Origin of the sequence: Streptomyces sp. NPDC059788 (assembly GCF_042732265.1) — a bacterium.
Classification (GTDB): Bacteria; Actinomycetota; Actinomycetes; order Streptomycetales; family Streptomycetaceae; genus Streptomyces.
The window spans coordinates 1-23038 of record NZ_JBHWHY010000071.1 but is presented as its reverse complement, the minus strand read 5'-3'; the positions used below and the strand labels follow the sequence as shown (position 1 = coordinate 23038).

Sequence of the window (23038 nt, the reverse complement as noted above, 5' to 3'; positions counted from 1 at the left end):
CGTAGTCACAGAGGAAGTCATGCCATGAGTCATCGCCTCGTTGTCGTGGGTGCCGGTTACGCCGGTCTGCTGGCGGCCAAGCGCCTCGCCCGCAAGCTGCGCCGCAACGATGTCACCATCACGCTGGTCAATGCCTCGGACCGGTTCGTGGAACGGGTCCGGCTCCATCAGCTCGCCGCCGGGCAGCGATGGGCGGAGCTGCCGTTGCGTCAACAGCTCAGCGGTACACCGGTCCAACTGGTCGTCGGGCACGTGACCGCGATCGACACCACCGGCCGGACCGTGTGTCTGGACGTCGCGCCCCGAACGATCGGCTACGACACCCTGGTGTACGCGGTGGGCAGCCAGGCGCGGCTCGACGATGTCCCGGGGGCAGTCGAGCACGCGTACTCTGTCGCCGGCCCTGAGCAGGCGACGCGGTTGCGGCACAGGGTTGCCGAGATGGCCTCCGGCGGCACTATCGCGGTGGTCGGCGGAGGGCTGACCGGGCTGGAAACCGCCTCGGAACTGGCCGAGAGCTATCCCGACCTGCGGATCCGGCTGTTCACCGGTGCCGATGACGTTGGCGCCGGGCTCGCGCCGCGAGCCCGGACCCACCTGCGGCGCGCTCTCTGCCGACTGGGCGTCTCGGTGCATCCGAAGTCCGCCGTCGCGGCGGTGCGGGAGGACGGCTTGGACACCCGCGATGGCACGTCGTTCGCCGCTGACGCCGTTGTGTGGTGCACCGGGTTCCGCGCGCCGGAGCTGGCCCACGCGGCGGGCATCGCCACAGACGAGAGCGGCCGGGTGCTCGTCGACGCCACTTTGCGCTCGGTCTCGCACCCTGAGATATACGCCGCCGGCGATGCGGCTGCCGGGGTGTCGGCGGACGGGGCATCGGGCCGGATGTCCTGCCAGGCAGCCCTGCCCATGGGCCGCGGCGTGGCCGATGTCATTGCGGCTCGGTTGGCAGATCGGGACCCCGGGCCCGTTCGGATCGGTTACGCCTTCACCAACATCAGCCTTGGCCGACGTGACGGTGTCGTCCAGTTCACCCACGCCGACGACCGCCCGCGCAGGTTCGTCCTGACAGGACGCGCCGCGGCGGCCTTCAAAGAGGCTGTCGTACGAAGCACCGTACGCTCCGGGCCGCGCGGCGAGCCAGGCAGCGATGAGCCGGATTCCTGAGCCAACCCGCCTACCGCAGGGACGATCTTGCGACCTCACGAGGTCCGCTCATGCCCCCGTACCAACACCTGAGGAAGCGCCCGCTGGGGACTCGACGGCGCCGAAGCCGTCCTCCAGCTCCGCGCGCGGGACAGGGTCTGAAAGGACCATCCAGCGTGTCTGGAACGACGAGAAGAAGACGCCGCCTGTCCCGATTAACCACCGCCGTTACCGCCGCGGCCCTGTTACTCGGCCCCGGCGTGGCATCTGCCGCAGACAATACGGCTCCGCGCGAGGACGGGAACTATGCTCCGTCGTCGCGGCCGGCCGCAGGGCCGGAAAAGGGCGTTTCGGCAACCCGGTGTACGTGCGCTGCGACATGGTCTACTCCCCGGCGGGCTGCGTGTTCCGGGACTACGTGCCCGGCTATGTGTTCAACACCGCCAAGACCCCGGCGGCTGCCGCGCACGCCTGGCTGATCCAGGCGAAAATCCGCAAAGGTGCACCGCTGAGCCACCTCCCCGACCGCAGGGGCGATACCGGCGAGCACGGTGAGCGCAACAAATACGGCCGCGACCCCGACGCCAACCGTAAAGTCATCTGCCCGGACGGCTGGGCCGCCACATCCGGCCACCCGGATACCGCACCGGTGACCGACATCTCTGCCGGCGACAAACCGTCCTGTGACGAGTTCACCTTCGCAGCGACTTACAACAGCGGCGGGATGCCCTCCGACATGGGCGGCACCAACCAGGTCACCTCGGGCGACAAGTGCGCGCAGACCTACGCCACCAAGCAGCCGGACGGCACGTGGCGACTGTACGATGACGAGCGCACGGCCGCCCCGACGTGGTCCGAAGTGTGCGGCCGGTCCGCGATGTCCGGGTGGGTCAACTCCACCTCGATGAGCCGCTTCCCCACGTTCACCAAGGCGCTCCGGGTGATCGATCAGGACGCGTATTTCGTCAGAACGCCGGGTTTCGACAGGTGCGATGCCTCGAAGCCGACGATCAAGTGCGACATCCGGTAGCACGGTACTGACGCACACCGCACGTGCGGTTCGGGGCCGGTCACATGGCCGCCCCGGGCCGCGCCGCACCGGGAACGGAGACACCCAGTGAGTTCCGGCGGGATCACATGGATAGCCGACGGGAACATCTCCTGGCTCGGCTACTGCATCAAGCTGGCCCGAGGGCTGACCGGCGAGCAGCTCGCCGCCCGCCTCGCCGCCACCGGCGGCCCGCTACCGGTCCAGGCCACCACCGGGCCGCAGGCCGAAGAGCTCGTCGACAGGCTCGACGCCGAGCGCGGCGACACCGACAGCATCGCCGTCCGCTACGGCGACCACGCCGGCCTGGGCTTCGCCATAGCCTACGGCCACTGGCCGTCCGTCCTTGGGCCCGCGTACCACGACGGGACATCCCGGGGCGGGGCCCACGTCTTCGAGCTTTACTACGAAAAGCAGAACCCGAAGGTCCCGCCCCCCGCATTCGCCTACTTCCACGACGACCGCTATGTGTGCGGCTTCGATATGTACATGTACACCTGGTCGCAGGAGATCACCGGCCCCGGCGCCGACCTCATCCGCGCTGACATCATCGCGGCCGGAATCCCGGAGGAAGAAAAGAGGGACACCGCGCACCGTGCCTCTCTCGCCGTGCTGGAACAGCGCTTCGAACTGGCGCTGCCGCGTGACCTGATCCTCAGCGCATCACTGCCCACTGCGCTTGTCAGAGGGCAGCAGCAATGAGCCATTCCCGGGGCCGCTAGCTGTACTGACCGGGCACGTTGATGGTGAACAGGGGACCTGATCGGCAATCACGATGCGGGGGTTGAGTGTCTGTCAGCCAGGTCCCTGGCGAGCTGACTGATGCGTGCGCGGGCCGCCTCAGGGGCGAGCACCTCGATGTGGTCGCCGAACTGAAGAAGCTGACGCACCGACTCGATGTCGGGGTAGCGCACGACGACGACGCACGAGCCTTTTTCCGCGTCGGAGACATGGTGGATGCGGGTGCCGAGGATGCGCCGCGCCAGGTCGAGACCCTTTTCCGGCAGGCGGATGGTCACGCTCACGCGATCTTGCTCCTCAGTGCGTTTCTTCAACACGGCCCATCTGCTGCGGAGGGTTTCGCCTGGTTGGAGCACGGCTGGTGCGTCTAGCTGTTCAAAGGCCGACAGTCGTTCCAGAGCGAGCAGCCGGCTGTCGCCCTGGTCATCGGCGACGAGATACCAGCGACCTGATTTCGCCACGATCCCGTACGGGTCGACCACCCGTGTCGATGCATGGCTCTCGGCGCTGCGCCGGTACAGGATTCGAAGACGTCGCCGGTGTCGCAGGGTCGAGGCCAGATCCGATACCTCGACCGCTGCCTCGGGGGCAGCAAACCACGCGGTGCTGTCGACAAGCACAAGGTCAGCCAGCCGCAGCGGGCTCGACGACTCAGGTGCTGCAGCCTGGCGGGCGGCGATCTTGCGCTCGGCCGACTCCCACACCGCAGTTAGGCCCATTCGCTCACGTAGTGCGCTGTCCAAGCCGGCCACGGACAGGGCCTCCAGTTCTGGTGGTTCCAGATGGGATGTGCTGAGCCGTGCGCTGGGGAGCAGGACGATCCCGCCGTTCCGCCCACGTTCGGCATAGACGGGCACGCCCGCTGTCGATAGCGCCTCGACGTCCCGCAGCACAGTCCGCCGGGACACCTCAAGACGCGCGGCGAGCTCCGTGGTAGTGAGCCGCTGACGGGTCTGCAGGAGCAGCAGGAGATGCAGGAGCCTTGAAGCCTTCATGCTTACCCATGTTCTCAGAAAAGGTGACAGGTTCCGTCGCGATTGGGTGATCCACTGGGTGCTGGACCGAGAAATCAACGAGTTGAGGAGCACTCCATGCCCGCACCGAACCTGTTCCTGATCGGCGTCCGCGACGCCGAGGCCGCCACCGCCTTCTACAGCGACCTGTTCGAGATCGAACCGACCTTCACCAGTCCCCACTACGTAGCCTTCGAAGCTGCCCCCGGTGTCCTGTTCGCACTGTGGACGGGCTACAGCGAGCACGCGGTCCCGAGCCTCCCTCGTACGACAGAGATCGGACTCATGGTGCCGGGGCCGTCGCAGGCGATTGACGAGATCTTCACGAGGTGGGCCTCGAAGGGAGTCCACGTTGTGCAGGAGCCGCACGATGCTGTCTTCGGCCGCACGTTCGTGATTACGGACCCTGACGGCAACCTCATCCGAGTCTCCCCGGTCGACTGACCTGCACTATCCCTCCCCGCATATCTCCAAGCTGAAGGGCCGGCCACACACCATGGCCAGCTTTTCAGCCTGTCTAGTAGGGCTTGGTCAGGTTCGGTTGTCGGTGGCGTGTCCTGATGATCGGTTCGTCCGTTGATCGGTTGTGACGCCTGAGGAGCTGGCTGCGGTCCGGTGTGATCTGGAGGACTTCGCGGCGGATGTGTTCGAGCCCTTCGCGCGCCGGGACCAGCGCCGGTGGGGCGGGATCTATCTGCGGGGGCTGCTGCTGGACGGGCAGCGCAAGTCGGTGGAACCGATGGCGGCCCGGCTCGGCGTGGACGGCAACCGGCAGGCCCTCGGGCACTTCATCACCACCAGCCCCTGGAACCCGGCACACGTACGGGCCCGGCTCGCCTGGAAGATGGAACAGGCCATCAGGCCGACCGCCTTGATCATCGATGACACCGGCTTCCTCAAGGACGGTGATGCCTCGGCGTGTGTGACGCGGCAGTACACCGGCACTGCGGGGAAGGTCACCAACTGCCGGGCCGGCGTGTCCCTTCACCTGGCCTCCGATCACGCGTCGGCCGCCGTCGACTGGCGTCTGTTCCTCCCGCAGTCCTGGGACCCGGCGTCGCCGAAAGCCGATCCGGTCAAGGTGGCCCGCCGCGCAAAGTGCGGCATCCCCGCCGGCACCGGCCATGCCGAGAAGTGGCAGCTGGCCCTGGACATGGTCGACGAGACACGGTCCTGGGGCATCGACGTGCCACTGGCCGTCGCCGACGGCGGCTACGGGGACACTGCCGCTTTCCGCCTCGCTGCTCGTAGGGGAAGGCTTGCGGGTCCCACGAGGGCATGCATCCCTGGCTGGTGAGAGCGTCCGCATGTGCTTGAAGTCGGGCCGGCAGCACGGCCGACTTGAAGCCGCTCACCAAGACTTGCGGTTGTGGGTCTTGATCGCGCCACCTGAGCGACACCCTGGGGCAGACGAGTTCGAAGTGAATACGGTTTCCCTCCGAGCGAGCGCGGACGTCGCGCACACCACGCCAGATTCCACGGCGATCGCGGTAGGGCAGCAGCGCCAAGAGCGAGGCGAGGATGGCTTCGTTTTCAACCTTGAGATCCAGGCGCGAGGCATGCGGGGTCGTAGACACCACGCCCAGCGGGCGGACACAGCCCTCTACCGTGCCGAGCGCCTGCCAGAACAGCGACTCCAGGAGCGCCTGGCGGTCCGAGGCCGAGGGAATCAGCCGGTCCCAGCGGTTCAGCTCGGCGATGCGGCGTCGGGCCTTTTCCCGCGGCTCACCATTGATTTGGTTGACCGCCGTAGCAAGTGATGCGTTGCAGTACATTGCGCACTTCCCCTTTCAACGCCGCCGACCCGGCTAAAGAGGTGCGCTCGTGCTGACATACTGACGTTCAGAGACCGGTGAATAACCTGCGCGTACGCAAGGACGGCGTTCTCATGGGGCACCCACAGGTCGGCACGGGTGTCCAGAGTTGGCGGCGTCGGCCAAGTGCGCCCACCGTAGCGAACCAATGGCCGAGCTACCACCACACCGGAGATTTCACTCTGATGCCCCAGGGTTCCAAACCCTCGAATGATCGGGTCTGGATGGCCGGCCCTCCCGCCCGTCCCCCATCCCCGCCTCCTGGTGGCTGGTACCAAGATCCGGACCAGCCACGGACCAACTAAGTGCTGTCCCGTAAATGATCTACGGGACAACACTTAGCTCACCGACTGGAACCAGCACCCCAGACCGTTCGTCTGGACGAAGTCCGCCGACGAGATCCTCGACAAACTCGCCGCCTACTGCCGACGAATCTCTGACTCAGGTCACTAGCGTCTCCCACAGTTTCCCGCGTTGGCGCGGTTCACCTCAGCTCGGAGTGCTTCATGCCAAGTGCCGCCACTGGGCGTAGCTGGCCACTCCGGTATCCGGCATGTACCGAACATAGACATCGCGGGGTCATATTCGGCGGATACGTGTAATTGTGCTCCGTTGAAGGGTTGCTGGGTTGTGCGCCGGCAGGGAAAGTTTGCGACGGAAACACAGTCCCGGACGCACGAGATTCCATCGCCGTGCGGTGCGGTGTCAGAACTCGACTTGTCGCGTTGGCTGGTTCAAATTCGTGCCGATTCACTCCCGGAGATTCCTGGCGAGGATATTTTCGAGCGCGGTCACATCGTTGATGCCGTGTGTGGTGAACGCGTTGAGATCGCCTTGCAGGAGATCGGGGCGAGGTTCGATGTCGCGGCCGAGCCAGAGCACGGGGTTGTGTTGTGCGGCGTGGAAACGCGGCCAGGCAGGGCCAGGGTCCTCTCCGCGGATGAAGGCGCCGTAGAGGTTCATGGCTGTGGTGGAAACGCGGGCGAGTTCGTCGCGGTCGATGCCGTCGAAGGCGGGCCACCAGGCCAGGTCTGCGTCTGTGTGGTTGCCGAACAGGAAAGGGATGTCGCCGGTGTGCACGGCGTGCAGAGCGCCGCCGAGCCCGGGCAGTTCGTAGGAGAACTGGAAGGCCCGTACCTGGATGTTCTGCGACGCCATGTTCTGCGCGATGCGCAGCGAGGAGAACTTGAAGAACGCGAACGACATGATGTCGGACAGGATGCGTCCCGGCGCCGTGTGGTCCGGGTAGAGCTGCTGGTAGGCGCGATATACGCCTGCGGCGTGGTCGCCGAAAATCTGGGTGAGTACGGCGAGGACATCATCGCGGGTGCCCTCGCGCACGGTATCGGAATGGCCGCGGAAGAAAAGCCACTCGTCCTTTGCGAACCCGATGACGACTTCTTTCCCGTCGAGATCAAGGGAATCTTCTGCAAGGTGCCGGGACGGCATGTGCGGAATCCAGTCGCCGTCGACGACACCACCGAGGGGGCGCCACGCCACGGGCGCGTCCGGCGGGAACCAGCGCGTCAGGATGTTCTGGACGGCCAGCAGCCGGTCGGGGTCGATGTCAGCCAGTTCGGCGGCATCGTCGAGGCCGAGCAGGTCGAGGTAGCGGCGGGCAACCGATGCGGCGTCGGAGCGTTGCTGGGTGCACCAGGGGTTGAACGGTGACAGCGACTGAATCACTGCCCGGCGGAACAGGCCCTGGGCCGAAGGCAAGGTCAGCAGGTGCGATACGGCTGTCCCGCCGGCCGATTCGCCCCCGATGGCGATGTTGTCGGGGTCGCCGCCGAACACGCTGATGTTCTCGTGCACCCAGCGCAGCGCGGCGACCTGGTCCTGCAGGCCCAGGTTGACTGCCTCGGACAAGGCGTCACTGATCAGGCCGAAGTGCACCCAACCCAGTGCGCCGAGCCGGTAGTTGGGGCGCACGACGATGATCTGCTGGGTGCGGGCGAGCTGCGCCCCGCGTTCCAGGGTGAAGGAGCCGGAGCTGACCGCGTTCGCCCCGCCGTGGTAGTAGACGTAGACGGGCAGACGCGAGAGGTCGGCACCTGTGTCCGGGACCCATATGTCGAGATAGAGACAGTCTTCGGCAGCGTGGTCGTGACGGTAGGTGGTGTTCGTGTAGGACGGCCACGCCATGATCCCGGGGACGCCGGGATCGAGCTCGGCGATGAGACGGCTGACTTCCTCTTCGTTGGTGCCGTTGAACTGGTACGAAGCGGGCCCGGGCGTGACCGCTGGGCGGACGCCCTGCCAGGTCGGTGCGGGCTGGGGTGGGCGGAAGCGCTGTGGCCCGACCGGAGCGGCCGCGAACGGTACTCCGCGAAAGACCCGGACCCCGTCTTCCCGGGTTCCCCGCAGGCTGCCTTGTGCGGTGACGACGACATCCTTGCTCAACACGACTCCTCTCCGAGCCCCATCGACGAAGCATCCGGCCGGACGACAGCTGCGTGGCCCGCCCGGCCTTGACACTGACTGTACGTACGTTCAGGATGCTTGTCGAGTGGTGAACATCAGCAGAGGAGTGGCACATGGCGGCAGCACGACGAACGATCACGCAGGCGTCCGGTACCGCCGGCGAACAGACGGGGCAGCCCTCGGTACGAGTGCGGACACTCCTGCGGGCTGCGGAGAAAGTCTTCGCAGTCGAGGGCTACCACGGTGCGACCATGCGTCAGCTTGCCGAAGCTGCCGGCGTCAGCGTTTCCCTGCTGATGTATCACTTCAAGAGCAAGGAACAGCTCTACTACCAGATTTTCGTCCACCGCCAAAACATCAACGAACAACGACGCGCCCGTATCCAGGCAGTAGACCTTGACCGGCCGGACGCGCTTGAAGAGATCGTTGCTGCCTTCATCGAGCCGGTTCTGGCACTGCACGACGACCCCGATGACCTGTGGTTCGCCCGCCTGGTGCTGCGGGAAGCCGCCGACCCCTCCAGTCAGCAGCGGCAGGTCATTTCGTCGCTGTTCGATCCTATGGCCAGGGAGTTCATTGCCGCGCTGCGTCGGGTTCTTTCAGAGAAACCCGAAGGGTTCCACGAGTGGGCCTACCTGTTCTCGGTCGGAGCGCTGACACAGAGTGCTTTCGATACCCGAATCAGAAATCTTGCCAACGCACCGTCCACGGGGGACAAGAACGCTTCCCTGCGTTCCTTCATTACCGCCGCACTCCGTTACGGCTGACCTCCCCATTGGTCCGCTGGCTGTGGACGGTGAGACTGGCGGATCGGCGGTCGGAGCACTGACGAAGAACCAGGGGAATTTTTCCTGTTTCGTCATTCATCAGTGAGAAGGGAAACCGTATGCGTTGGTCAACCTATCGCGATGTCGACGGCGTCGAAGGGGTTGGAGTCTGGGACGACAACGGCTTGCACCCAGTCTCTACTGAGGCGAACCTGCTCGACTTGATCCGCGCCGAACGCCTTCCTGCCGCCTACGACGCAGCCCGCGGGCGGCCGCTGGTTGATCCGAGCACGGTCACTTTCCTTCCCCCGGTCCCGCGACCGCCCTCTATCCGCGACTTCATGGCTTTCGAAGAGCACGTCGTCACCTCCTTTGCCACGATCGGAGCCGAGGTCGACCCGCTCTGGTACCGCCAGCCCGTCTTCTACTTCACCAACCCGGCAGCTCTGCGGGGCGCCTACGACTCCGTCCAGATCCCGCCCGGCAGCACCGCATTCGACTACGAACTCGAGGTCGCCGCGGTCATCGGTCGCGCCGGTGCCGACCTTGACCCAGCCACGGCCACCGAGCACATCGCGGGCTATCTGCTGTTCTGCGACTGGAGCGCCCGCGACCTGCAAAGCCAGGAGATGCGACTCAACCTCGGACCCGCCAAGGGGAAGGACAGCGCGCACAGCTGCGGGCCCTGGATGCTCACTCCCGACGAACTTCCCACCGCGGCGGTCATGACTGCCTCGGTCAACGGGCAGCCATACAGCTCGGGCCACCTCGACGCGCTGTACTGGAGTTTCGGCGAAATGCTCGCGTACGCCTCCCGTGGCACAGAGGTCCTACCCGGAGACTTGATCGGCTCCGGCACCGTCGGCACCGGCTGCATCCTCGAACTCTCCCGCACCCACGGAACCGACACCTACCCCTGGCTCCGGCCCGGAGACGAGGTGCGGCTCGAAGCCACCGGACTCGGCACGATCGAAGCGCACATCGAACCGCCCGTCCCCGTCGTCCCGCTGCGAAAGGACACCCCGTGACCGAGGTGAACAGCCCTGCCCGGCCCCGTCTGCAGGAAGTCGCCGACGGCATTCATGCCTACATACAGCCCGACGGCACCTGGTGGATCAACAACACCGGCTTCGCCGTCGGCCCACAAGGCGTCATCGCGATCGACTCCTGTTCTACAGAACACCGCACCCGCGCGTTCATCGATGCCATCGGATCGGTGACGAACGCGCCTGTACGCACCGTGGTGAACACGCACCACCACGGCGATCACACCTTCGGCAACGTACTTTTCCCCGGCGCGACGATCGTGGCCCACGAGCAGGCCCGTGCGGAGGCGATAGCGTTCGGTCCAGCGCAGGAACTGCCGTGGTGGGACAACCCGGACTGGGGCAATCTGCCACTGGACCCGCCGTTTCTGACCTTCACCGACCGTGTCGGCCTCTGGGTCGGCGATCAGCGCGCGGACGTCATGCACGTGGGCTCGCCGGCGCACACCACGAACGACTCTCTGATCTGGTTTCCGGAATCCTCGACCCTGTTCTGCGGGGACCTCGTCTTCAACGGCGGCACGCCGTTCGTTCTCATGGGCTCAGTCACCGGCGCCATCCACGTGTTGCAGAATGTGGTCCGCCCACTCACCGCCACCACCGTGGTGCCCGGCCATGGCCCCGTCTTCCACGACGACGGACCGGTGGCGGCGAACTTGGACTACCTGCAATTCGTGCTCGACCTGGCTGAACGCGGCCGCGCCGCCGGAGTCACCCCGCTACAGGCCGCACGGGACACCGACCTCGGCCGGTTCGCCGACTGGCCCGACGCCGAACGGATCGTCGGCAACCTCCACCGCGCCTACGCCGACCTCGCAGGCTCTTCCCAAGGCGGGCCGGTAGACATCTCCAGCGCGCTGGCCGACATGGTCACCTACAACAACGGCGAACCACTGACCTGCCTCGCCTGAACCAGACATCAGGGCTCACCGGCTTCGGCCGTGTAATCGCGCTGCACAGCGCAACGTCGACACTCATCGCGCGGTTCGCTTGGAACCGGGTGCGCGGCGCCGTGCTCGGCGTACTGCCATCGGAGACCGCTTCCTTCCTCCTCCCGGAGATGACAACACCGGCGGCCCGAGAGAGACTTGGTCGTCTGCTCCAGTGGTGCCTGGAGCAGACGACCAAGCGGAGACGCCTGCTTCGAGGGTGGAGCACCTCAGCGGGAATGAGCAGTGCCGGGTCGAATCGGTCCGGCACCTGCTGTGTGCAGGAGGGTTCTCTCAACCCTAAGCGTTGTCCCGTAAATGATCTACGGCATGGCGGTTGACCTGGCCGTTTGATTGTCATCCGGCGAGGGTGAGGTTGTGCAGGCGGGCGATGCCGAGCATGGCGTGGTGGACGCCGTCGCCCTTGAGGCGGCAGTCACGGAGGATCTTCCAGGTTTTCATGCGGGCGAAGACATGCTCGACCCGGGCGCGGGCTTTTCGGTGGGAGGCGTTGTGTTCCTCTTTCCAGGCCGGCAGTTCGGCCTGGCCGCGTTCGCGGCGATGCGGGATCAGCAGCCCGGTGCCGCGGTAGCCGCCGTCCGCGATCACTGTCGTGTTGCCGGCGGCGGCCTTGGCGCCGGAGAGCTCCCACGCCTTGCAGTCGTTGCGGTTGCCGGGCAGTGGCCGGCCGACGGCGACGACCAGTCGGGGGTCGGCGTCGATGACGACCTGATGGTGTCGGCCAGCGTGCGACGGTGTTTCCCAGCGTGCGCTCCCATCGCTGGTCGAGATATTCGTGCGCAAGGTCGTACCACGTCGTGCGCTGCTTGACGGCGCGCAGCTCGGACGCCGGCAAGCCCGTGTGCTCGTCGAACGGCTCGCCGTCGCGCGCCGCTGTCACCAGCTTCGAGCGTTCCCAGCGCCGCTTTTTCGATCGCCGCTTCGGCCTGCTACCACCCCGGCCGACGCTCCCGCCTGATCTTCAGACCCAAGCGGCACGGCGACGTCAAGGGGGCCAGGCGCCGCAGCTTCACCTGGAGCGATCACCGCGACCTGCTCATCGCAGCCCACCAGCAGTTGGGCGGCCTGATCACCGTCATCTGGGACAACCTGAAGTGCGCCACGAGGCGCTACGGAATCGAGCGGAGGTGCAAGGACTCCGCCGCCGGGTGGTCGCAGCCGCCTGGTGAAGCTGAGGGCAGTCGCCGCCTGGGAGCGCAGGTGGCGACGGGAAGCAGCGCTGACAACGACGGGACGGGTCGGCACTGTCAGACGGCCCGGGTTCGGCGAGCAGCGAGGAGAAGGTGTACGAGAGGAACCGCTGTCCGACGCCCCGTAAGTGTCCCGCTCGGCTCCAATCTGACGGATACGGGCCGGGTCGCAGCGCATGAACCGTCACTCGTCTGGGTGGCGTTCAACTCCGAAGCCGGTTTTCAGGCCCGGTGGGGAGGCCATGCCGAAAGCCTGCGGCGTAGGCATGGCGAAGCTGTCGGGGCAGAGGCGGGCACCTCCCTCCTTGATCGATTCCGTGGTGAACGTGGGAACCGCCTGCGGTCGCCCTTCCCGCCGGGCAGCCAGCCTGGTGGCGGGCAGGTCCGTTGCCGACTGATGGCCGTCAGGTGGGGCGGAGGTCTCGTAGCAGTCCGAGCGCGCGAAAGGCGCGTACATGGCGAAGGCGACCAGCAAGTCAGCAGTTGACGTACTGGAAGGCCAGGAGGCTGTCGCCGGTGAACACCGACGAGCTTGACTCCGTTCTGCTCGCAGCGGAGCGCAGGGTACTGAAGATCCAGACGAAGCTGCACTGTTGGGCCCGTGATGATCCTCATCGCAGATTCGATGATCTGTTCAACCTCGTCGCCGATCCCGCGTTCCTTCTGGTCGCGTGGGACCGGGTGCGGGGCGACAAGGGAGCCCGCACGGCCGGGGTGGACGGGGCGCACGGCCCGTTCCATCGAGGCCTGGCAGGGCGTCGAGACGTTTCTCGACGGGCTGCGGTCGCAGATCAGGGACCGTAGGTTCCGCCCGCTGCCGGTGCGGGAGCGGATGATCCCCAAGGCAGGTGGCAAGCTGCGCCGTCTGGGCATCGCGACCCTAGCCGACCTGGTGGTCCAGGTTGCATGAAGCTGGTGCTGGAGCCGATCTTCGAGGCGGATTTCCACCCGTGTTCCTACGGGCTCCGCCCGAACCGTCGCGCGCATGACGCGGTGGCCGAGGGGCGCTATTTCGCGTCCCGCTCCTACGAGTGGGTCGTGGAGGGCGACACCACGGCCTGCTTCGATGAGATCTCGCATCCGGCCCTGGTGGACCGGGTGCGGGAGCGAGTCGGGGACAAGCGCGTCCTGGCACTGGTGAAGGCGTTTCTCAAGGCAGGCATCCTCGGTGAGGACCGTCTGCTGCGGGAAACCCGCGCCGGAACCCCGCAGGGTTCGATCCTCTCGCCGCTGCTGAGCAACGTGGCCCTGACGGTCCTGGACGAGCACATCGCCCAAGGACCTGGCGGGCCCGCTTCCAGTCAGCCGGAGAGGGCCAGGCGTCGCCGTCGCGGCCTGCGCCAGCTCCAGTACCGCAGCGACGTCATCGACAGTTGCCTCGCCACTACAGGGCTGTCCCTTACGACAACACCCGAACAACCGCAGTAACGACCTGCTCCAGAAGGCTCTTTCGTGCGTACTGGGCCGTACGGCGGCGGCCGTGGGCCACGAGCCGGTCCTGCGCCGCGCCCGTAACGAACTCGCCGCCCCCGACGTCGAGTCGGCCGGCGCCGGCAGCGGCCTGGTCCCCTCCGGCCCGGTCGCACGCCACCTGCGGGCAGCCGACGCGGCCCTCGGCGCGGGCACCCCGTCCGCTACGGGTCGGGCCGACGGTGGCACGTGGCGACGGTGATCACCGGGACCGCGCCCGCCGGCCGCAGGCCACGGCGCGGTGGGCCAGGCATCCCTCCCCCCACCTACGCCACGGGCTTCCGCAGCGGCCCGGCGTTGACCGGACCGGCCGCCGCCGCGGGCCGGCCCGGTCACGTGGGTCGGTGCCGCCGCGCGCCATGTGGCGGTCCCGGAGTCAGTCGCTCACCGCCGGTCCGCTCCGCGCTTGCCGTCGGCCGGGCCCGTGTACAGCAGCCGGTTCTGGGAGTCCTGACCGGCGTCCTTCACGTGGCCGGCGGTCGAGGCCGCGATGAGCGCCTTGTCCAGTTCGACCGGCGTCGCCTTGGGGTGGGCGGCGAGGTACATCGCGGCGGCGCCGGTGGTCTCGGCGGTGGCGGCCGAGGTGCCGGTGAGCTTCACGTAGGAGGTGTTGCTGCGGTGGCCGGCGGTGGTGATGTCGCTGCCGGGAGCGAACAGGTGCACGCAGTAACCGTAGTTGGACCAGGCGGGGCGCTTGTCCTCGCGGTCGGTGGCGGCGACGGTGATGGCGGTGGTCTGGCGGGCGGGGGTGGTCTCGCAGGACTCGACGCCCGCGCCCGACGCGTCCCCGTTCCCGGCCGCGGCGGTGTAGGCGATGCCCTGGTGCGTCATCTGGTAGAGCTGCAGGTCGAGTACCGAGCCGGGCTCACCGGAGAAGCCCAGGTTGACGACGGAGGGGCCCTCGGCGTGGGCGGTGATCCAGTCGACCGCGGACATGATGTGCTCCAGCGTCCCGGTGCCGTCGCAGCCGAACGCGCGGACCGACTGCACAGTCGCGCCCTTGGCGGCGCCGCTCCACAGTCCCGCGGCGATGGCCGCCGAGGCGGTCCCGTGGCCGTTGCAGTCGGTGGCGCCGCCGGGGCTCTGCCGGATGGCGTCGTACGCGCCGTGCGCCCGGCCACCCGTGAACTCCTGATGGCCCACCCGGACGCCGGTGTCGACGATGTAGGTGGTCACGCCGGCCCCGGTTCCGGAGAAGCCGTAGCGGCCGTTCAGCGGGAGATCGCGCTGGTCCACGCGGTCCAGCCCCCACGGCGCGTTCAGCTGGGTGCCCCCGCCGGCGAGCCGGTGCGCGGCGGGCGCCCCGTCGGACCGCCACCGCTCGGCAACGTGTCCGGCGACCCGGTAGGTCCGGTCGCCGGTGATCGAGTCGACGCGGGTGTCGGTGTAGTAGGTGTCCAGCTGCTCGTTGGTCAGCGTCACCGAGAACGCCTGGGAGGCGGCGAAGTACACCCTGCGCAGCTCGCCGCCGTGAGCGGCGATCAGCTCCTTGGCCCGCTCGGTGACCGCCTTCTCGGTCGCCTCGGTGCCGTTCACCTCGACGATGTACACGCCGGTGGCGGCGGAGACGGCGGCGGTCCGCTCTCCCGGTACGGCGGACGACGCCTGGCCGGCGAACAGCGCGGGCACGGTCACGGCGACCGCGACGGCTGCCGCCGTGACAGCCCAGGACTTCTTCTTGAGGGCCTCCTTCATGGAGACCTCCTTCGCGGGGGATTTCAACAGAGGGGACTTCTGCATGGGGAATCTTTCGCATTCTGTGAAGAGAGCGCCGGGGCGCCGGCGGGCAAGCGGCGGCGCCTCCGGTCGTGGCAATGCCGCCGCGCACCGAAGTGGCGGCGGCACCAGCGGCGTTACAGCCGGTTCAGCCAGTTACGCAGCGAGGTCGGGCCGTCGAAGCCCACCATGCGGCTGCCGGCCTCCTTGCCGTTGCGGATGTTGAGCAGCGCGGGGATGCCCCGCACGCTGTACTGCCGGGAGATGCTGGGGTTCTGGTCGACGTCGACCTTCGCCCACACCCAGGCGCCCTTGTCCTGAGTGTTGTACTGCTGCAGGTACGGCTTCTGCTTCTGGCACCAGTAGCACCACGAGGCGGTGAAGTCGAGGACGACGGGCTTGGTCTTCGACCACTCCATGACCTGGTTGTAGTTCGCGGAGGTCACGTCGACGACGCTGGGGATCTCGGCGGCGGCCGGGGCGGCCGCCTTGGTCACGGGCGCCGCCGGGGCGGCGATGGCCGCGGTGGCCGTGCCGCTGAGGAGCGTTGCCACCGCCGCGGTGGCGACAGCCAGCTTGCGATACATGGTGGGTTCCCTTTCGTGGAAAATGCGATGGATGTGTCCCGAGGGGGACGTGGAGGGATGCACGTACGCGTGGGAGGGAGCGGAGTCCCGGCTCCCCTCAGCCCGTGACGGTCTGCGTCGGCAGGCCGTGGGCGACCCAGTCCTCGATTCCTTCGCGGTACTTGCGCACGTTGGTGTAGCCGAGCGACACCAGCCGGCTGCCGACGATCTCACTGTTGCGGCACGGCACGTTCGCGCAGTACACGACTATGGGAGCGGTACGGTCCGGCAGGACGGTGGGCGCGAGCTCGTCGGTGAAGCGCGCCGCATCGTCGTAGGGGAAGCCCGGGATGTTCACCGCGTCGGGCAGGTGCTCCTGCTCGTAGTAGGCCGTGGGCATGGTGTCGACCACGACGACCTTCCCGGCGTCCATTTCCGCTTTCAGTTCGTCTCGCGTCACCAGGGGGAGCACAACGGCCTCCGGCTCTCGTTCATACGGTTCGGTCGAGGGGATTGCCCCGCGCGGGGGTGTCGCGCCGGGCGTACAGCGCGCGGCCGGCCACCGCGTACAGGGCGAAGGCGGCCACGACGGCGTTGATGGCGGGGATGCCGACTTCCAGGTACGTGCCGACCAGCGTTCCGACGGCCCAGCAGATCAGGGACAGCGGCTGCCAGTCGGGGCCGTGGTCGGGCAGGACGCCGGTACGCCGGGCCTGGTCGAGGCGGGCGCGGTGGCGCCGGACGACGTAGTACTCGGCGATGATGATTCCGGCGACGGGAGGGGCGAGCATGCCGATGGCCGTCAGGAAGCCGGTGAAGTCGTCGACCACGCCCAGGGCGGACAGGACGGTGCCCGCGACGCCGATGGCCAGGGTCACGCCCCGGCGGCCGATGCGGCGGCCGAAGAGCACGTCCACGCTGTTGACCGTGGCCAGGGCGGACGAGTACAGGTTCCAGTCGTTGATCTTCAGGATCGCCGTCGCCAGGATCAGCGTGCCCAGCAGGCCGGAGGAGGTGGTGATGATGCCCACGATGTCCGCGGTGCGGGCGGCGTGCCCGAGCATCACCGCGGTCAGGCCGATGACGTACTCGCCCAGCGTCACACCCAGCAGCGTCTGCTTGACGACGTCGGAGGGGCGGCGGTTGAAGCGTGTCATGTCCGGGGTCATCAGGGCGCCGAGGATGAAGGCGCCGGCGACCAGCGTCGTGCCTTCGGCCAGGGACATCACGGGGCCGGGCGGGGCGCCGGTCAGCAGCTCGTCCAGCGAGTGGCCGACCAGGGTCTCCCACACGGACCAGCCGGCCAGGACGAGGAAGGCGGGCACGGCCAGGTACGCCGTCCACGCCATGATGCTGAAGCCGAAGACCGAGATGGCGGTGACCGCCGCGCCGCCGAGCACGGCCCAGACCCACGCCGGCGCCCATCCGGCAAGGTTGTGCATGCCGTGCGCGAAGACGCCGTTCTGCACGCCGAACCAGCCGGCGAGGCTGAACGCCACCAGCACGCCGACGGCGGCGGAGCCCTTGCGGCCGAAACCCGACCAGCGGGCGAGCACCGAGGTGGACACGCCCTCGCGCACCCCGGCGATGCCCAGGAGGATCGTGACGATCTCCAGCATCACCGAGCCGACGGTGATGGCGATCAACGCGTCGGTGAAGGTCATGCCGTAGCCCAGGACGGCACCCACCATGAACTGCTGGAAGGAGGAGACCTGGCCGAAGCGCTGCACGGCCACGCTGAACCAGGAGCGGCGGGCCTCCTCGGGGACCGGGGTGAGCGAGTAGTCGTCCTGCGCCTCGCTCCCCGCGGACCGGTCGTCCTCGTGCCGGGTCCGCGGCGGCAGTTCGCCGCTGCTCGTCTTCTCAGCCGAGGCCACGGGCCGCCTCCTGTACCGGTACGGCTTCGGTCCGCAGCTGCTCATCGGCCCGGTCCCGCGCCGGTTCGCGGACGATCAGGAAGCCCTGTCCGCTCGTCGGCCGCACGCTCAGTTCCCGGCTGAAGAAGCGCTCCAGGAACGCGACCCGCTGGTGGTAGACGAAGAAGGAGACGCGGTGTCCGGCGATGCCCCCGGCGTCGATGAAGAGCGGCAGCTCGGCGAGGAAGTAGCGCACCGCTTCGCGCAGTTGCTCCTCGGTCGCGGTGGTGCCCGGCGGCAGCTTGTGCTCCAGCACCCAGTGCGAGGCGTCGAGACACGCCTTGCCGAAGGACTCGTCCGCCTCGTAGCGCTGGTGGACCTCGTCGAACAGGGTCAGGTAGCGGGGCGTGTGGTGCAGCCGGTCCATGCCCCAGACCAGGCCGGCGGGGTTCTCCACGCCCAGTGCGCGCAGCGCCGTAACGATCTTGTTGTGCACGTACTGTCCCTGCCGGCGGGCCTTGTGGCGGGCGCGGTCCAGGTCGTACCCCAGGGCCCGCAGGGTGTGCGCAGCCGCCATGTCCGGCACGAAGAAGTGGACGCTCTCGAAGCGCGTCAGGGCCCAGTCGGCCAGTCGCCGCAGGCGCGGGGTGGTGAAATAGCTGTTGAACGGGCTGACTCCGATGCACACGTGAGTAGCCGTCGGCAGGTAGCCACGACATCGCTCGGTCAGTGGTTCAATCACAAACATCTTGATCCTCACAGTGGTGCGGACGAGCCCCCCTCGCACGGCCGGTCCGGCCGGCCCGTGAAGCGACGACTGGAATAGTGACGGCGCGACCGGTGGCTGAGTACTGCCGTTGGGTAATGCCAATTGCGCAAACCCCCGCCCGACTAGCGGAGAGTGGCCACCGGAAAGCGGACGGTGATCAACAGGGATGAACAATTCCGGAGAAACGAACACGTTGAGCTGAGGCCCTGGCGAATACATCGGCAAGCGGCTTAACTTTCGGCTTATGGATCTGCAACTTCGCCACTTACGTCAACTTTGCATGATTTCCGAAGCCGGAAGCCTGAACAGGGCCGCCACCGCACTCGGATTGCCGCAGCCCGCCCTGAGCCGGCAGATACGCAGACTTGAAGAACTGTTCGGCGGAACACTGTTCGAACGAGATCGGCACGGCACGCGTCCTTCCCCTTTGGGGAGTGCCGTACTGGACCACGCCGAGTCCATACTCCGCACCTTCGACAACCTGACGGAGCAGGTGCACGACTACCGCAAACTCAGACGCGGAACGCTCAGGGTCGGCTGGGCCCACAGCGGGCTCTGCGAACCCATCCTGGGCTGCCTGCGGCAGCTGTCGTGCGAGGGGAACGTCCAGATCACGACCTCCGGCTCCAGCCGCGAGCTGATGGACCTGCTGCGGGCGGGCGAGATCGACATCGCGCTGCGCGACCACTCCTCGAACGAAGGCCCGGTGCCCACCCGCGACGGATCGATCGGGCACGTCGTGTGGGCCGAGTCCCCGGTGATGCTCGCGCTGGCGGCCGGTACGGCACTGGCCACCGCGGAACGCCTGACCATGGCGGACCTCGCGGACGAGGACTGGATCTCCTGCACCGGGCCGGACGCCTGCGACGACAAGCTCCGCCGGCTCTGCGCCTCCTACGGGTTCCGGCCGCGCATCACCCACGACGTCACGGTGTCCGGACCCCGCGGTCCGGTGATCCGGTACCAGGGCTGCGTGGCCCTGACACAGGCGTACCGGCCCCTCGTACCGGGCGTGGTGCGGCGCGCCGTGGACGACCTGACCATGCGGGTGACCCATCTGGTGACCTACCGCATGGAGAGCTGGATCGCGGCGAAGGTGCCGCAGTTGGTCACGCTCCTGTCCGCGGCCTACCGCGGACAGACGACGAATCCCGAATTGTCATGAACATAGAAATTCAGGACCTACGGGTGCTGCGTGCCGTAGCCGACAGCGGGAGCCTGGCCGGGGCGGCGCGCAGCCTCGGGGTCAACCAGGCCGGCGTCACCCGCCGGATACAGCACCTCGAACGGGTCACCGAGCTCGTCGTACTGCACCGCGACCACCAGGGCGCCCGCCTCACCGCGGCCGGCCGGCTCCTGCTGCGCTGGGCCGACGACCTGCTGCCCAAGGTCGACCGCCTGCTGAGCGCCTGCGGCCGCGAAGGCGTCCCCGGCCCCGCGGCCGAACACCTGCGCATCGGCGCGGTCCCCACTCCGGCCCTCCCCCTGATCACCAGCCTGGTCCGCGCCCATCTGCCGACGACCACCATCGAGCCGCGAACCATCCTGGACACGCTCCGGGAAGAGGCGCAGACCGAGGGCCACGGCACCGCCCTGCCGGACCTGTTCCGCACCCACGGCCTCGACCTGGCCGTGATACGGCACTGCGTCACGCTGGACGCCCCCCTGCCCGCCCTGTTCGGCTCCGCCGTGCTCGCCGAGGAGACCCTCCTCGTCGGCACCGTCGCCGGACACCGCCTCACGGGTAAATCAGCGCTCCTCCTCGACGACCTCGACGGAGAGACCTGCCTGCTCGTCGGCGGCCGGCGGTACGCCGATCTGCGCCGGCACTTCACCGCCGCCGTCCGGCACGCCGGCATCCGCGTCTGGCTGCGCTGGGCGTCCGACGAGGCCGAGGCCGCCGCGCTGGCCTGCGCTCTGCCCGGAGCGCTGCCCGCCTATCCGCTGCCCGCGCCGAAAGCCGGCATGGTCTACACCCCGCTCACCGATGACCGCACGCGCCACCGGCTGCTGCTGGTCTGGGAGGCGGACGGACCGGCCGCCGACTGGGCGCCCGGTCTCGCGGACCTGGTCCGCGAGACCTACCGGCACACCGGACAGGCGTGAGGGAACAGAGGTGGAGACAGGATTCGAACCTGTGTAAACGGCTTTGCAGGCCGTCGCCTCGCCTCTCGGCCACTCCACCGACACGGAAAAGTGCCCCGCATCCTCCGGAAAGCCGCCCGGAACAAAAACCGTCCGAACCGGCCCGCTTTCTCGGCGTTGACCAGAACCGTAGCACCTTCGAGCCACCGCAAGAATAGCCGCCACCGATTCCCTCCGGAGAAATTCGCGGCACTTCACTCTGCCTTCTGATCAACAGCGTGTGCCTTTTCGGCATACCCGTCGACAAAACCGCCACGTAGGGTTTGAATACCCCGGGAAACCACGCCTAGAGGAAATCGGTGACAGCGTGATCGAGCACAGGTCCGGTCCGGTACGGAAGTGGTGGGCTTTCACGGGTCTGGGCGTTCTGAGTTTTCTGGGATGCATCGACCTGACCATCGTGAGCACCGCGGCGCCCGCCATTCAGGACGACCTCGGCGCGTCGGTCACCGAACTCCAGCTGATCGTCAACGTCTTCGTCGTGGCCCTGTCCACCGGCATGGTCGCCACCGGCCGCTTCGCCGACAGCCACGGACGGCGCAGGGTCCTCTACCTCGGGGCCGTCGTCTTCGCCCTGGCCTCCCTGTGCGCGGGGAGCGCGACCAGCGCGCCGTGGCTAATCGCTTTCCGCTTCTGTCAAGGAGCGGCCTGCGCCATTCTCTACACCGCCACCGGAGCCCTGGTCTCCGCCATCTTCCCCCCGCACGAACGGGGCCGGGCCATCGGAAGTCTCTACGGAGTCAACGGACTCGGGCTCGCGGCCGGCCCCGTACTCGGCGGCCTCCTCATCGGCTCGTCGGGCTGGCAATGGATCTTCTGGCTCAACGTTCCGCTCGTCGTGGTGGCACTGGCCATATGCCTGCTCACGGTGCCCGAGTCGTACGGCGAGAAGATGACGGGCGGTATGGACTGGCCCGGGCTGGCCCTGCTGGTCTCCTCCGTCCCTTCTCTCGTTCTCGGGCTGACGCTGGGGCACACCCGAGGCTGGGGCACCATCGGCATCATCGCCCTCCTCTTCTACGGCGTCGTCGGTCTATTCGCATTCGTACAGGTCGAGTTGAGGGCGCAGAACCCGTTGATCCGCTTCCGGTTGTTCGCCCAGCGCGCCTTTCTCGGCGCTGTCACCGCGGACTTCGCGCTGGCCTTCTTCTACTGCGTCGCCCTCTTTTTGATGCCCTTGTACCTGTATACGGTGTGCGGCTACGAAGCGCGCACCACCGGCCTGCTCCTGCTCCCCTGCACGGCCGCCGTCGCCGTCCTCTCCCCCCTGGTCGGCCGGTTCGTCGACCGGTGGGGCCCCCGGCGTCTGCTCTGCCTCGGCTTCCTGGCCTTCGCCCTGTCCGCCCTGGCCCAGACCCGGCTTACCGCAGACACGGGAACACCAGCCCTCATCGCGGCCTTCGTTCTGATGGGCATCGGCTGGGCCCTCGTCCTCGGCCCCGCCACGGTCGCCGCCCTGTCCGCGGTGCCCGGCCACTTGGCCGGCACCGCTGTCGGGGCCTCGTGGACCTGCCATAACCTGGGAGGCGCGTTAGGCCTGGCCGCCGGCATGGAGGTCTACCGCCTCGCGGCACAGGCCGCCCTGTCCGGCCGGCTCGACCGGCTCGGTTTCCCCGGCGGAGCCTGGACGGCTCAGGCAGTGGAGAACCCACAGACCGGCTCCGCCCTCCTCCAGGAGCACACCGGCCTCGGCGCGCAACAGGCCACGGAAATCAACAACGCCGTGTTCACCAGCGGCAATCAGGCCGCCATGTGGCTCCTGCTCGCGGTCGCTCTGGCAGCCCTGCTCATCATCACCGTGGGGTTGCGTCCGGCACGCGCGCAGCGGACGGAACACACGCCGTCGCTGGAGCGGTCCGAGGCGGAGCCGCGGCTCTGACCAGATGAGCGCCGGCCACGGTCCCAGCCCATTCGGTTCAGGTCATGAGGGAATGCCTGCCTGCTTGGCAGGCAGGACGCCAGGCCCCGCTGACTGGTGCGCTGGGCAAAGCTGCGCTGGCGCATCGAGCACGACTACCGCGAACTCAAACACGGCCTGGGACTCGACCACTTCGAGGGCCGCTCCTGGCCAGGCTGGCACCACCACGTCACCCTCGTCACCGCCGCCCATGCCTTCCTCACCGAGCAGCGCCTCTTCCCAAAAGCGCCCATACCGGCCTCACGCTCTACCGCGTCCTCGACCTCCTTCAGGACGTGCTGAAGTGCTGGACCGGCACCTGCACCACCTGCCACCGTCCGCTCCCCAGCTCCCAGCAGCGGAAAGCCACAAGACCTCCCCACACCTACTGACCTTGAATGCGTGATGTCGTCATGGTGGGGCGGGGGTGAGTCCGGTGCCGGTGAGGCAGCCGTCGATCACGTCGCTGCGGTACTGAAG

Annotated in this window: 21 protein-coding genes, 1 tRNA gene and 3 pseudogenes; 15 read left to right on the top strand and 10 right to left on the bottom strand. The window is 67.8% G+C overall.

The genetic code is table 11. The annotated features are described in order from the left end of the window. The first annotated feature begins 24 nt into the window (after positions 1-24). The 3 genes from ACFV57_RS39205 (at position 25) to ACFV57_RS39195 (ending at position 2896) form a co-directional block, all read left to right on the top strand. Complete coding sequence (locus tag ACFV57_RS39205) at positions 25-1167, top strand: NAD(P)/FAD-dependent oxidoreductase (protein ID WP_385242903.1); 1143 nt, start codon at positions 25-27, stop codon at positions 1165-1167. 346 nt (positions 1168-1513) lie between these two features. After that, positions 1514-2176, top strand: a complete 663-nt coding sequence (locus ACFV57_RS39200; RefSeq protein WP_385242900.1) for a hypothetical protein — start codon at positions 1514-1516, stop codon at positions 2174-2176. An 87-nt stretch (positions 2177-2263) separates the two neighbouring features. Continuing rightward, positions 2264-2896, top strand: coding sequence for a hypothetical protein (locus ACFV57_RS39195; RefSeq protein WP_385242897.1), 633 nt, complete (start codon positions 2264-2266; stop codon positions 2894-2896). A 68-nt stretch (positions 2897-2964) separates the two neighbouring features. On the opposite strand, the gene ACFV57_RS39190 is transcribed toward ACFV57_RS39195, so the two are convergent. Then, positions 2965-3930, bottom strand: a complete 966-nt coding sequence (locus ACFV57_RS39190; protein WP_385242895.1) for a helix-turn-helix transcriptional regulator — start codon at positions 3928-3930, stop codon at positions 2965-2967. A 96-nt stretch (positions 3931-4026) separates the two neighbouring features. Here ACFV57_RS39190 and ACFV57_RS39185 point away from each other — a divergent pair, with 96 nt between their 5' ends. Together ACFV57_RS39185 and ACFV57_RS39180 are read left to right on the top strand one after the other, a co-directional pair. Next, complete coding sequence (locus tag ACFV57_RS39185) at positions 4027-4392, top strand: VOC family protein (RefSeq protein ID WP_046929261.1); 366 nt, start codon at positions 4027-4029, stop codon at positions 4390-4392. A 157-nt stretch (positions 4393-4549) separates the two neighbouring features. Next, positions 4550-5188 (top strand): annotated as a pseudogene (locus ACFV57_RS39180) (IS701 family transposase); the annotation flags it as partial. Positions 5189-6512: 1324 nt separating this feature from the next. Here ACFV57_RS39180 and ACFV57_RS39175 read toward each other — a convergent pair. Further along, the gene (locus ACFV57_RS39175; protein WP_385242892.1) at positions 6513-8165 is read right to left on the bottom strand and encodes a carboxylesterase/lipase family protein; all 1653 of its coding nucleotides are present in this window, start codon (positions 8163-8165) and stop codon (positions 6513-6515) included. Between the two features lie 134 nt (positions 8166-8299). Between ACFV57_RS39175 and ACFV57_RS39170 the strand changes: the two genes are divergently transcribed. From ACFV57_RS39170 to ACFV57_RS39160, 3 genes are all read left to right on the top strand, one after another. After that, positions 8300-8953: a TetR/AcrR family transcriptional regulator gene (locus ACFV57_RS39170; RefSeq protein ID WP_385242889.1), complete on the top strand. Its 654-nt coding sequence runs from the start codon at positions 8300-8302 to the stop codon at positions 8951-8953. 341 nt (positions 8954-9294) lie between these two features. Next, positions 9295-9981: a fumarylacetoacetate hydrolase family protein gene (locus ACFV57_RS39165; protein ID WP_385242886.1), complete on the top strand. Its 687-nt coding sequence runs from the start codon at positions 9295-9297 to the stop codon at positions 9979-9981. Continuing rightward, positions 9978-10910, top strand: coding sequence for an MBL fold metallo-hydrolase (locus tag ACFV57_RS39160; protein ID WP_385242883.1), 933 nt, complete (start codon positions 9978-9980; stop codon positions 10908-10910). The genes ACFV57_RS39165 and ACFV57_RS39160 overlap by 4 nt, the downstream gene beginning before the upstream one ends. Positions 10911-11285: 375 nt before the next feature. On the opposite strand, the pseudogene ACFV57_RS39155 reads toward ACFV57_RS39160, so the two are convergent. Both ACFV57_RS39155 and ACFV57_RS39150 read right to left on the bottom strand, forming a co-directional pair. After that, positions 11286-11666 (bottom strand): annotated as a pseudogene (locus ACFV57_RS39155) (transposase); the annotation flags it as partial. A gap of 657 nt (positions 11667-12323) precedes the next feature. After that, complete coding sequence (locus ACFV57_RS39150) at positions 12324-12614, bottom strand: hypothetical protein (RefSeq protein ID WP_385242881.1); 291 nt, start codon at positions 12612-12614, stop codon at positions 12324-12326. Positions 12615-12740: 126 nt separating this feature from the next. Between ACFV57_RS39150 and ACFV57_RS39145 the strand changes: the two genes are divergently transcribed. From ACFV57_RS39145 to ACFV57_RS39135, 3 genes are read left to right on the top strand one after another with little or no spacing between them, the layout of a single operon-like run. Continuing rightward, positions 12741-13049 (top strand): hypothetical protein, encoded by a 309-nt coding sequence (locus ACFV57_RS39145; protein WP_385242878.1) that lies wholly within the window; start codon positions 12741-12743, stop codon positions 13047-13049. After that, positions 13046-13567, top strand: coding sequence for a reverse transcriptase domain-containing protein (locus ACFV57_RS39140; protein ID WP_385242875.1), 522 nt, complete (start codon positions 13046-13048; stop codon positions 13565-13567). Before ACFV57_RS39145 ends, ACFV57_RS39140 begins: the two co-directional genes overlap by 4 nt. Before the next feature lie 52 nt (positions 13568-13619). After that, positions 13620-13811: a hypothetical protein gene (locus ACFV57_RS39135; RefSeq protein WP_385242873.1), complete on the top strand. Its 192-nt coding sequence runs from the start codon at positions 13620-13622 to the stop codon at positions 13809-13811. Positions 13812-13993: 182 nt separating this feature from the next. Here the strand turns inward: ACFV57_RS39135 and ACFV57_RS39130 are convergent, their stop codons facing one another. The 5 genes from ACFV57_RS39130 to ACFV57_RS39110 all read right to left on the bottom strand — a co-directional run bounded on the left by ACFV57_RS39130 (position 13994) and on the right by ACFV57_RS39110 (position 18495). After that, complete coding sequence (locus ACFV57_RS39130; protein ID WP_385242870.1) at positions 13994-15304, bottom strand: S8 family peptidase; 1311 nt, start codon at positions 15302-15304, stop codon at positions 13994-13996. 158 nt (positions 15305-15462) lie between these two features. After that, a complete protein-coding gene (locus ACFV57_RS39125; protein WP_385242867.1) occupies positions 15463-15912 on the bottom strand; it encodes a thioredoxin family protein in 450 nt (149 codons plus the stop codon). Between the two features lie 97 nt (positions 15913-16009). Continuing rightward, positions 16010-16351 carry a rhodanese-like domain-containing protein gene (locus tag ACFV57_RS39120; RefSeq protein WP_385242864.1) on the bottom strand — a complete coding sequence of 114 codons (342 nt, stop codon included), beginning with the start codon at positions 16349-16351 and terminating at the stop codon, positions 16010-16012. A 31-nt stretch (positions 16352-16382) separates the two neighbouring features. Further along, positions 16383-17768, bottom strand: coding sequence for a purine-cytosine permease family protein (locus tag ACFV57_RS39115; protein ID WP_385242861.1), 1386 nt, complete (start codon positions 17766-17768; stop codon positions 16383-16385). Beyond that, positions 17755-18495, bottom strand: coding sequence for a tRNA-dependent cyclodipeptide synthase (locus tag ACFV57_RS39110; protein WP_385242858.1), 741 nt, complete (start codon positions 18493-18495; stop codon positions 17755-17757). The genes ACFV57_RS39115 and ACFV57_RS39110 overlap by 14 nt, the downstream gene beginning before the upstream one ends. Positions 18496-18760: 265 nt before the next feature. Between ACFV57_RS39110 and ACFV57_RS39105 the strand changes: the two genes are divergently transcribed. After that, complete coding sequence (locus ACFV57_RS39105; protein ID WP_385242856.1) at positions 18761-19681, top strand: LysR family transcriptional regulator; 921 nt, start codon at positions 18761-18763, stop codon at positions 19679-19681. Further along, positions 19678-20622, top strand: a complete 945-nt coding sequence (locus ACFV57_RS39100) for a LysR family transcriptional regulator (protein ID WP_385242853.1) — start codon at positions 19678-19680, stop codon at positions 20620-20622. Before ACFV57_RS39105 ends, ACFV57_RS39100 begins: the two co-directional genes overlap by 4 nt. An 8-nt stretch (positions 20623-20630) precedes the next feature. Here ACFV57_RS39100 and ACFV57_RS39095 read toward each other — a convergent pair. Continuing rightward, positions 20631-20701: transfer RNA gene (locus ACFV57_RS39095), tRNA-Cys, on the bottom strand. 267 nt (positions 20702-20968) lie between these two features. On the opposite strand from ACFV57_RS39095, the gene ACFV57_RS39090 reads away from it, so the two are divergent. Next, positions 20969-22540: an MFS transporter gene (locus tag ACFV57_RS39090; protein ID WP_385242850.1), complete on the top strand. Its 1572-nt coding sequence runs from the start codon at positions 20969-20971 to the stop codon at positions 22538-22540. Positions 22541-22633: 93 nt separating this feature from the next. Then, positions 22634-22861, top strand: a pseudogene (locus ACFV57_RS39085) (transposase); the annotation flags it as partial. Between the last annotated feature and the right edge of the window lie 177 nt (positions 22862-23038).

Excerpts from the sequence above, each read along its gene's own strand:
- ACFV57_RS39205 (WP_385242903.1), top strand. The coding sequence starts at position 25 with ATGAGTCATCGCCTCGTTGTCGTGGGTGCCGGTTACGCCGGTCTGCTG.
- ACFV57_RS39190 (WP_385242895.1), bottom strand. The coding sequence starts at position 3,930 with ATGAAGGCTTCAAGGCTCCTGCATCTCCTGCTGCTCCTGCAGACCCGT.
- ACFV57_RS39185 (WP_046929261.1), top strand. The coding sequence starts at position 4,027 with ATGCCCGCACCGAACCTGTTCCTGATCGGCGTCCGCGACGCCGAGGCC.
- ACFV57_RS39170 (WP_385242889.1), top strand. The coding sequence starts at position 8,300 with ATGGCGGCAGCACGACGAACGATCACGCAGGCGTCCGGTACCGCCGGC.
- ACFV57_RS39165 (WP_385242886.1), top strand. The coding sequence starts at position 9,295 with ATGGCTTTCGAAGAGCACGTCGTCACCTCCTTTGCCACGATCGGAGCC.
- ACFV57_RS39140 (WP_385242875.1), top strand. The coding sequence starts at position 13,046 with ATGAAGCTGGTGCTGGAGCCGATCTTCGAGGCGGATTTCCACCCGTGT.
- ACFV57_RS39130 (WP_385242870.1), bottom strand. The coding sequence starts at position 15,304 with ATGAAGGAGGCCCTCAAGAAGAAGTCCTGGGCTGTCACGGCGGCAGCC.
- ACFV57_RS39125 (WP_385242867.1), bottom strand. The coding sequence starts at position 15,912 with ATGTATCGCAAGCTGGCTGTCGCCACCGCGGCGGTGGCAACGCTCCTC.
- ACFV57_RS39110 (WP_385242858.1), bottom strand. The coding sequence starts at position 18,495 with ATGTTTGTGATTGAACCACTGACCGAGCGATGTCGTGGCTACCTGCCG.
- ACFV57_RS39105 (WP_385242856.1), top strand. The coding sequence starts at position 18,761 with ATGGATCTGCAACTTCGCCACTTACGTCAACTTTGCATGATTTCCGAA.
- ACFV57_RS39100 (WP_385242853.1), top strand. The coding sequence starts at position 19,678 with ATGAACATAGAAATTCAGGACCTACGGGTGCTGCGTGCCGTAGCCGAC.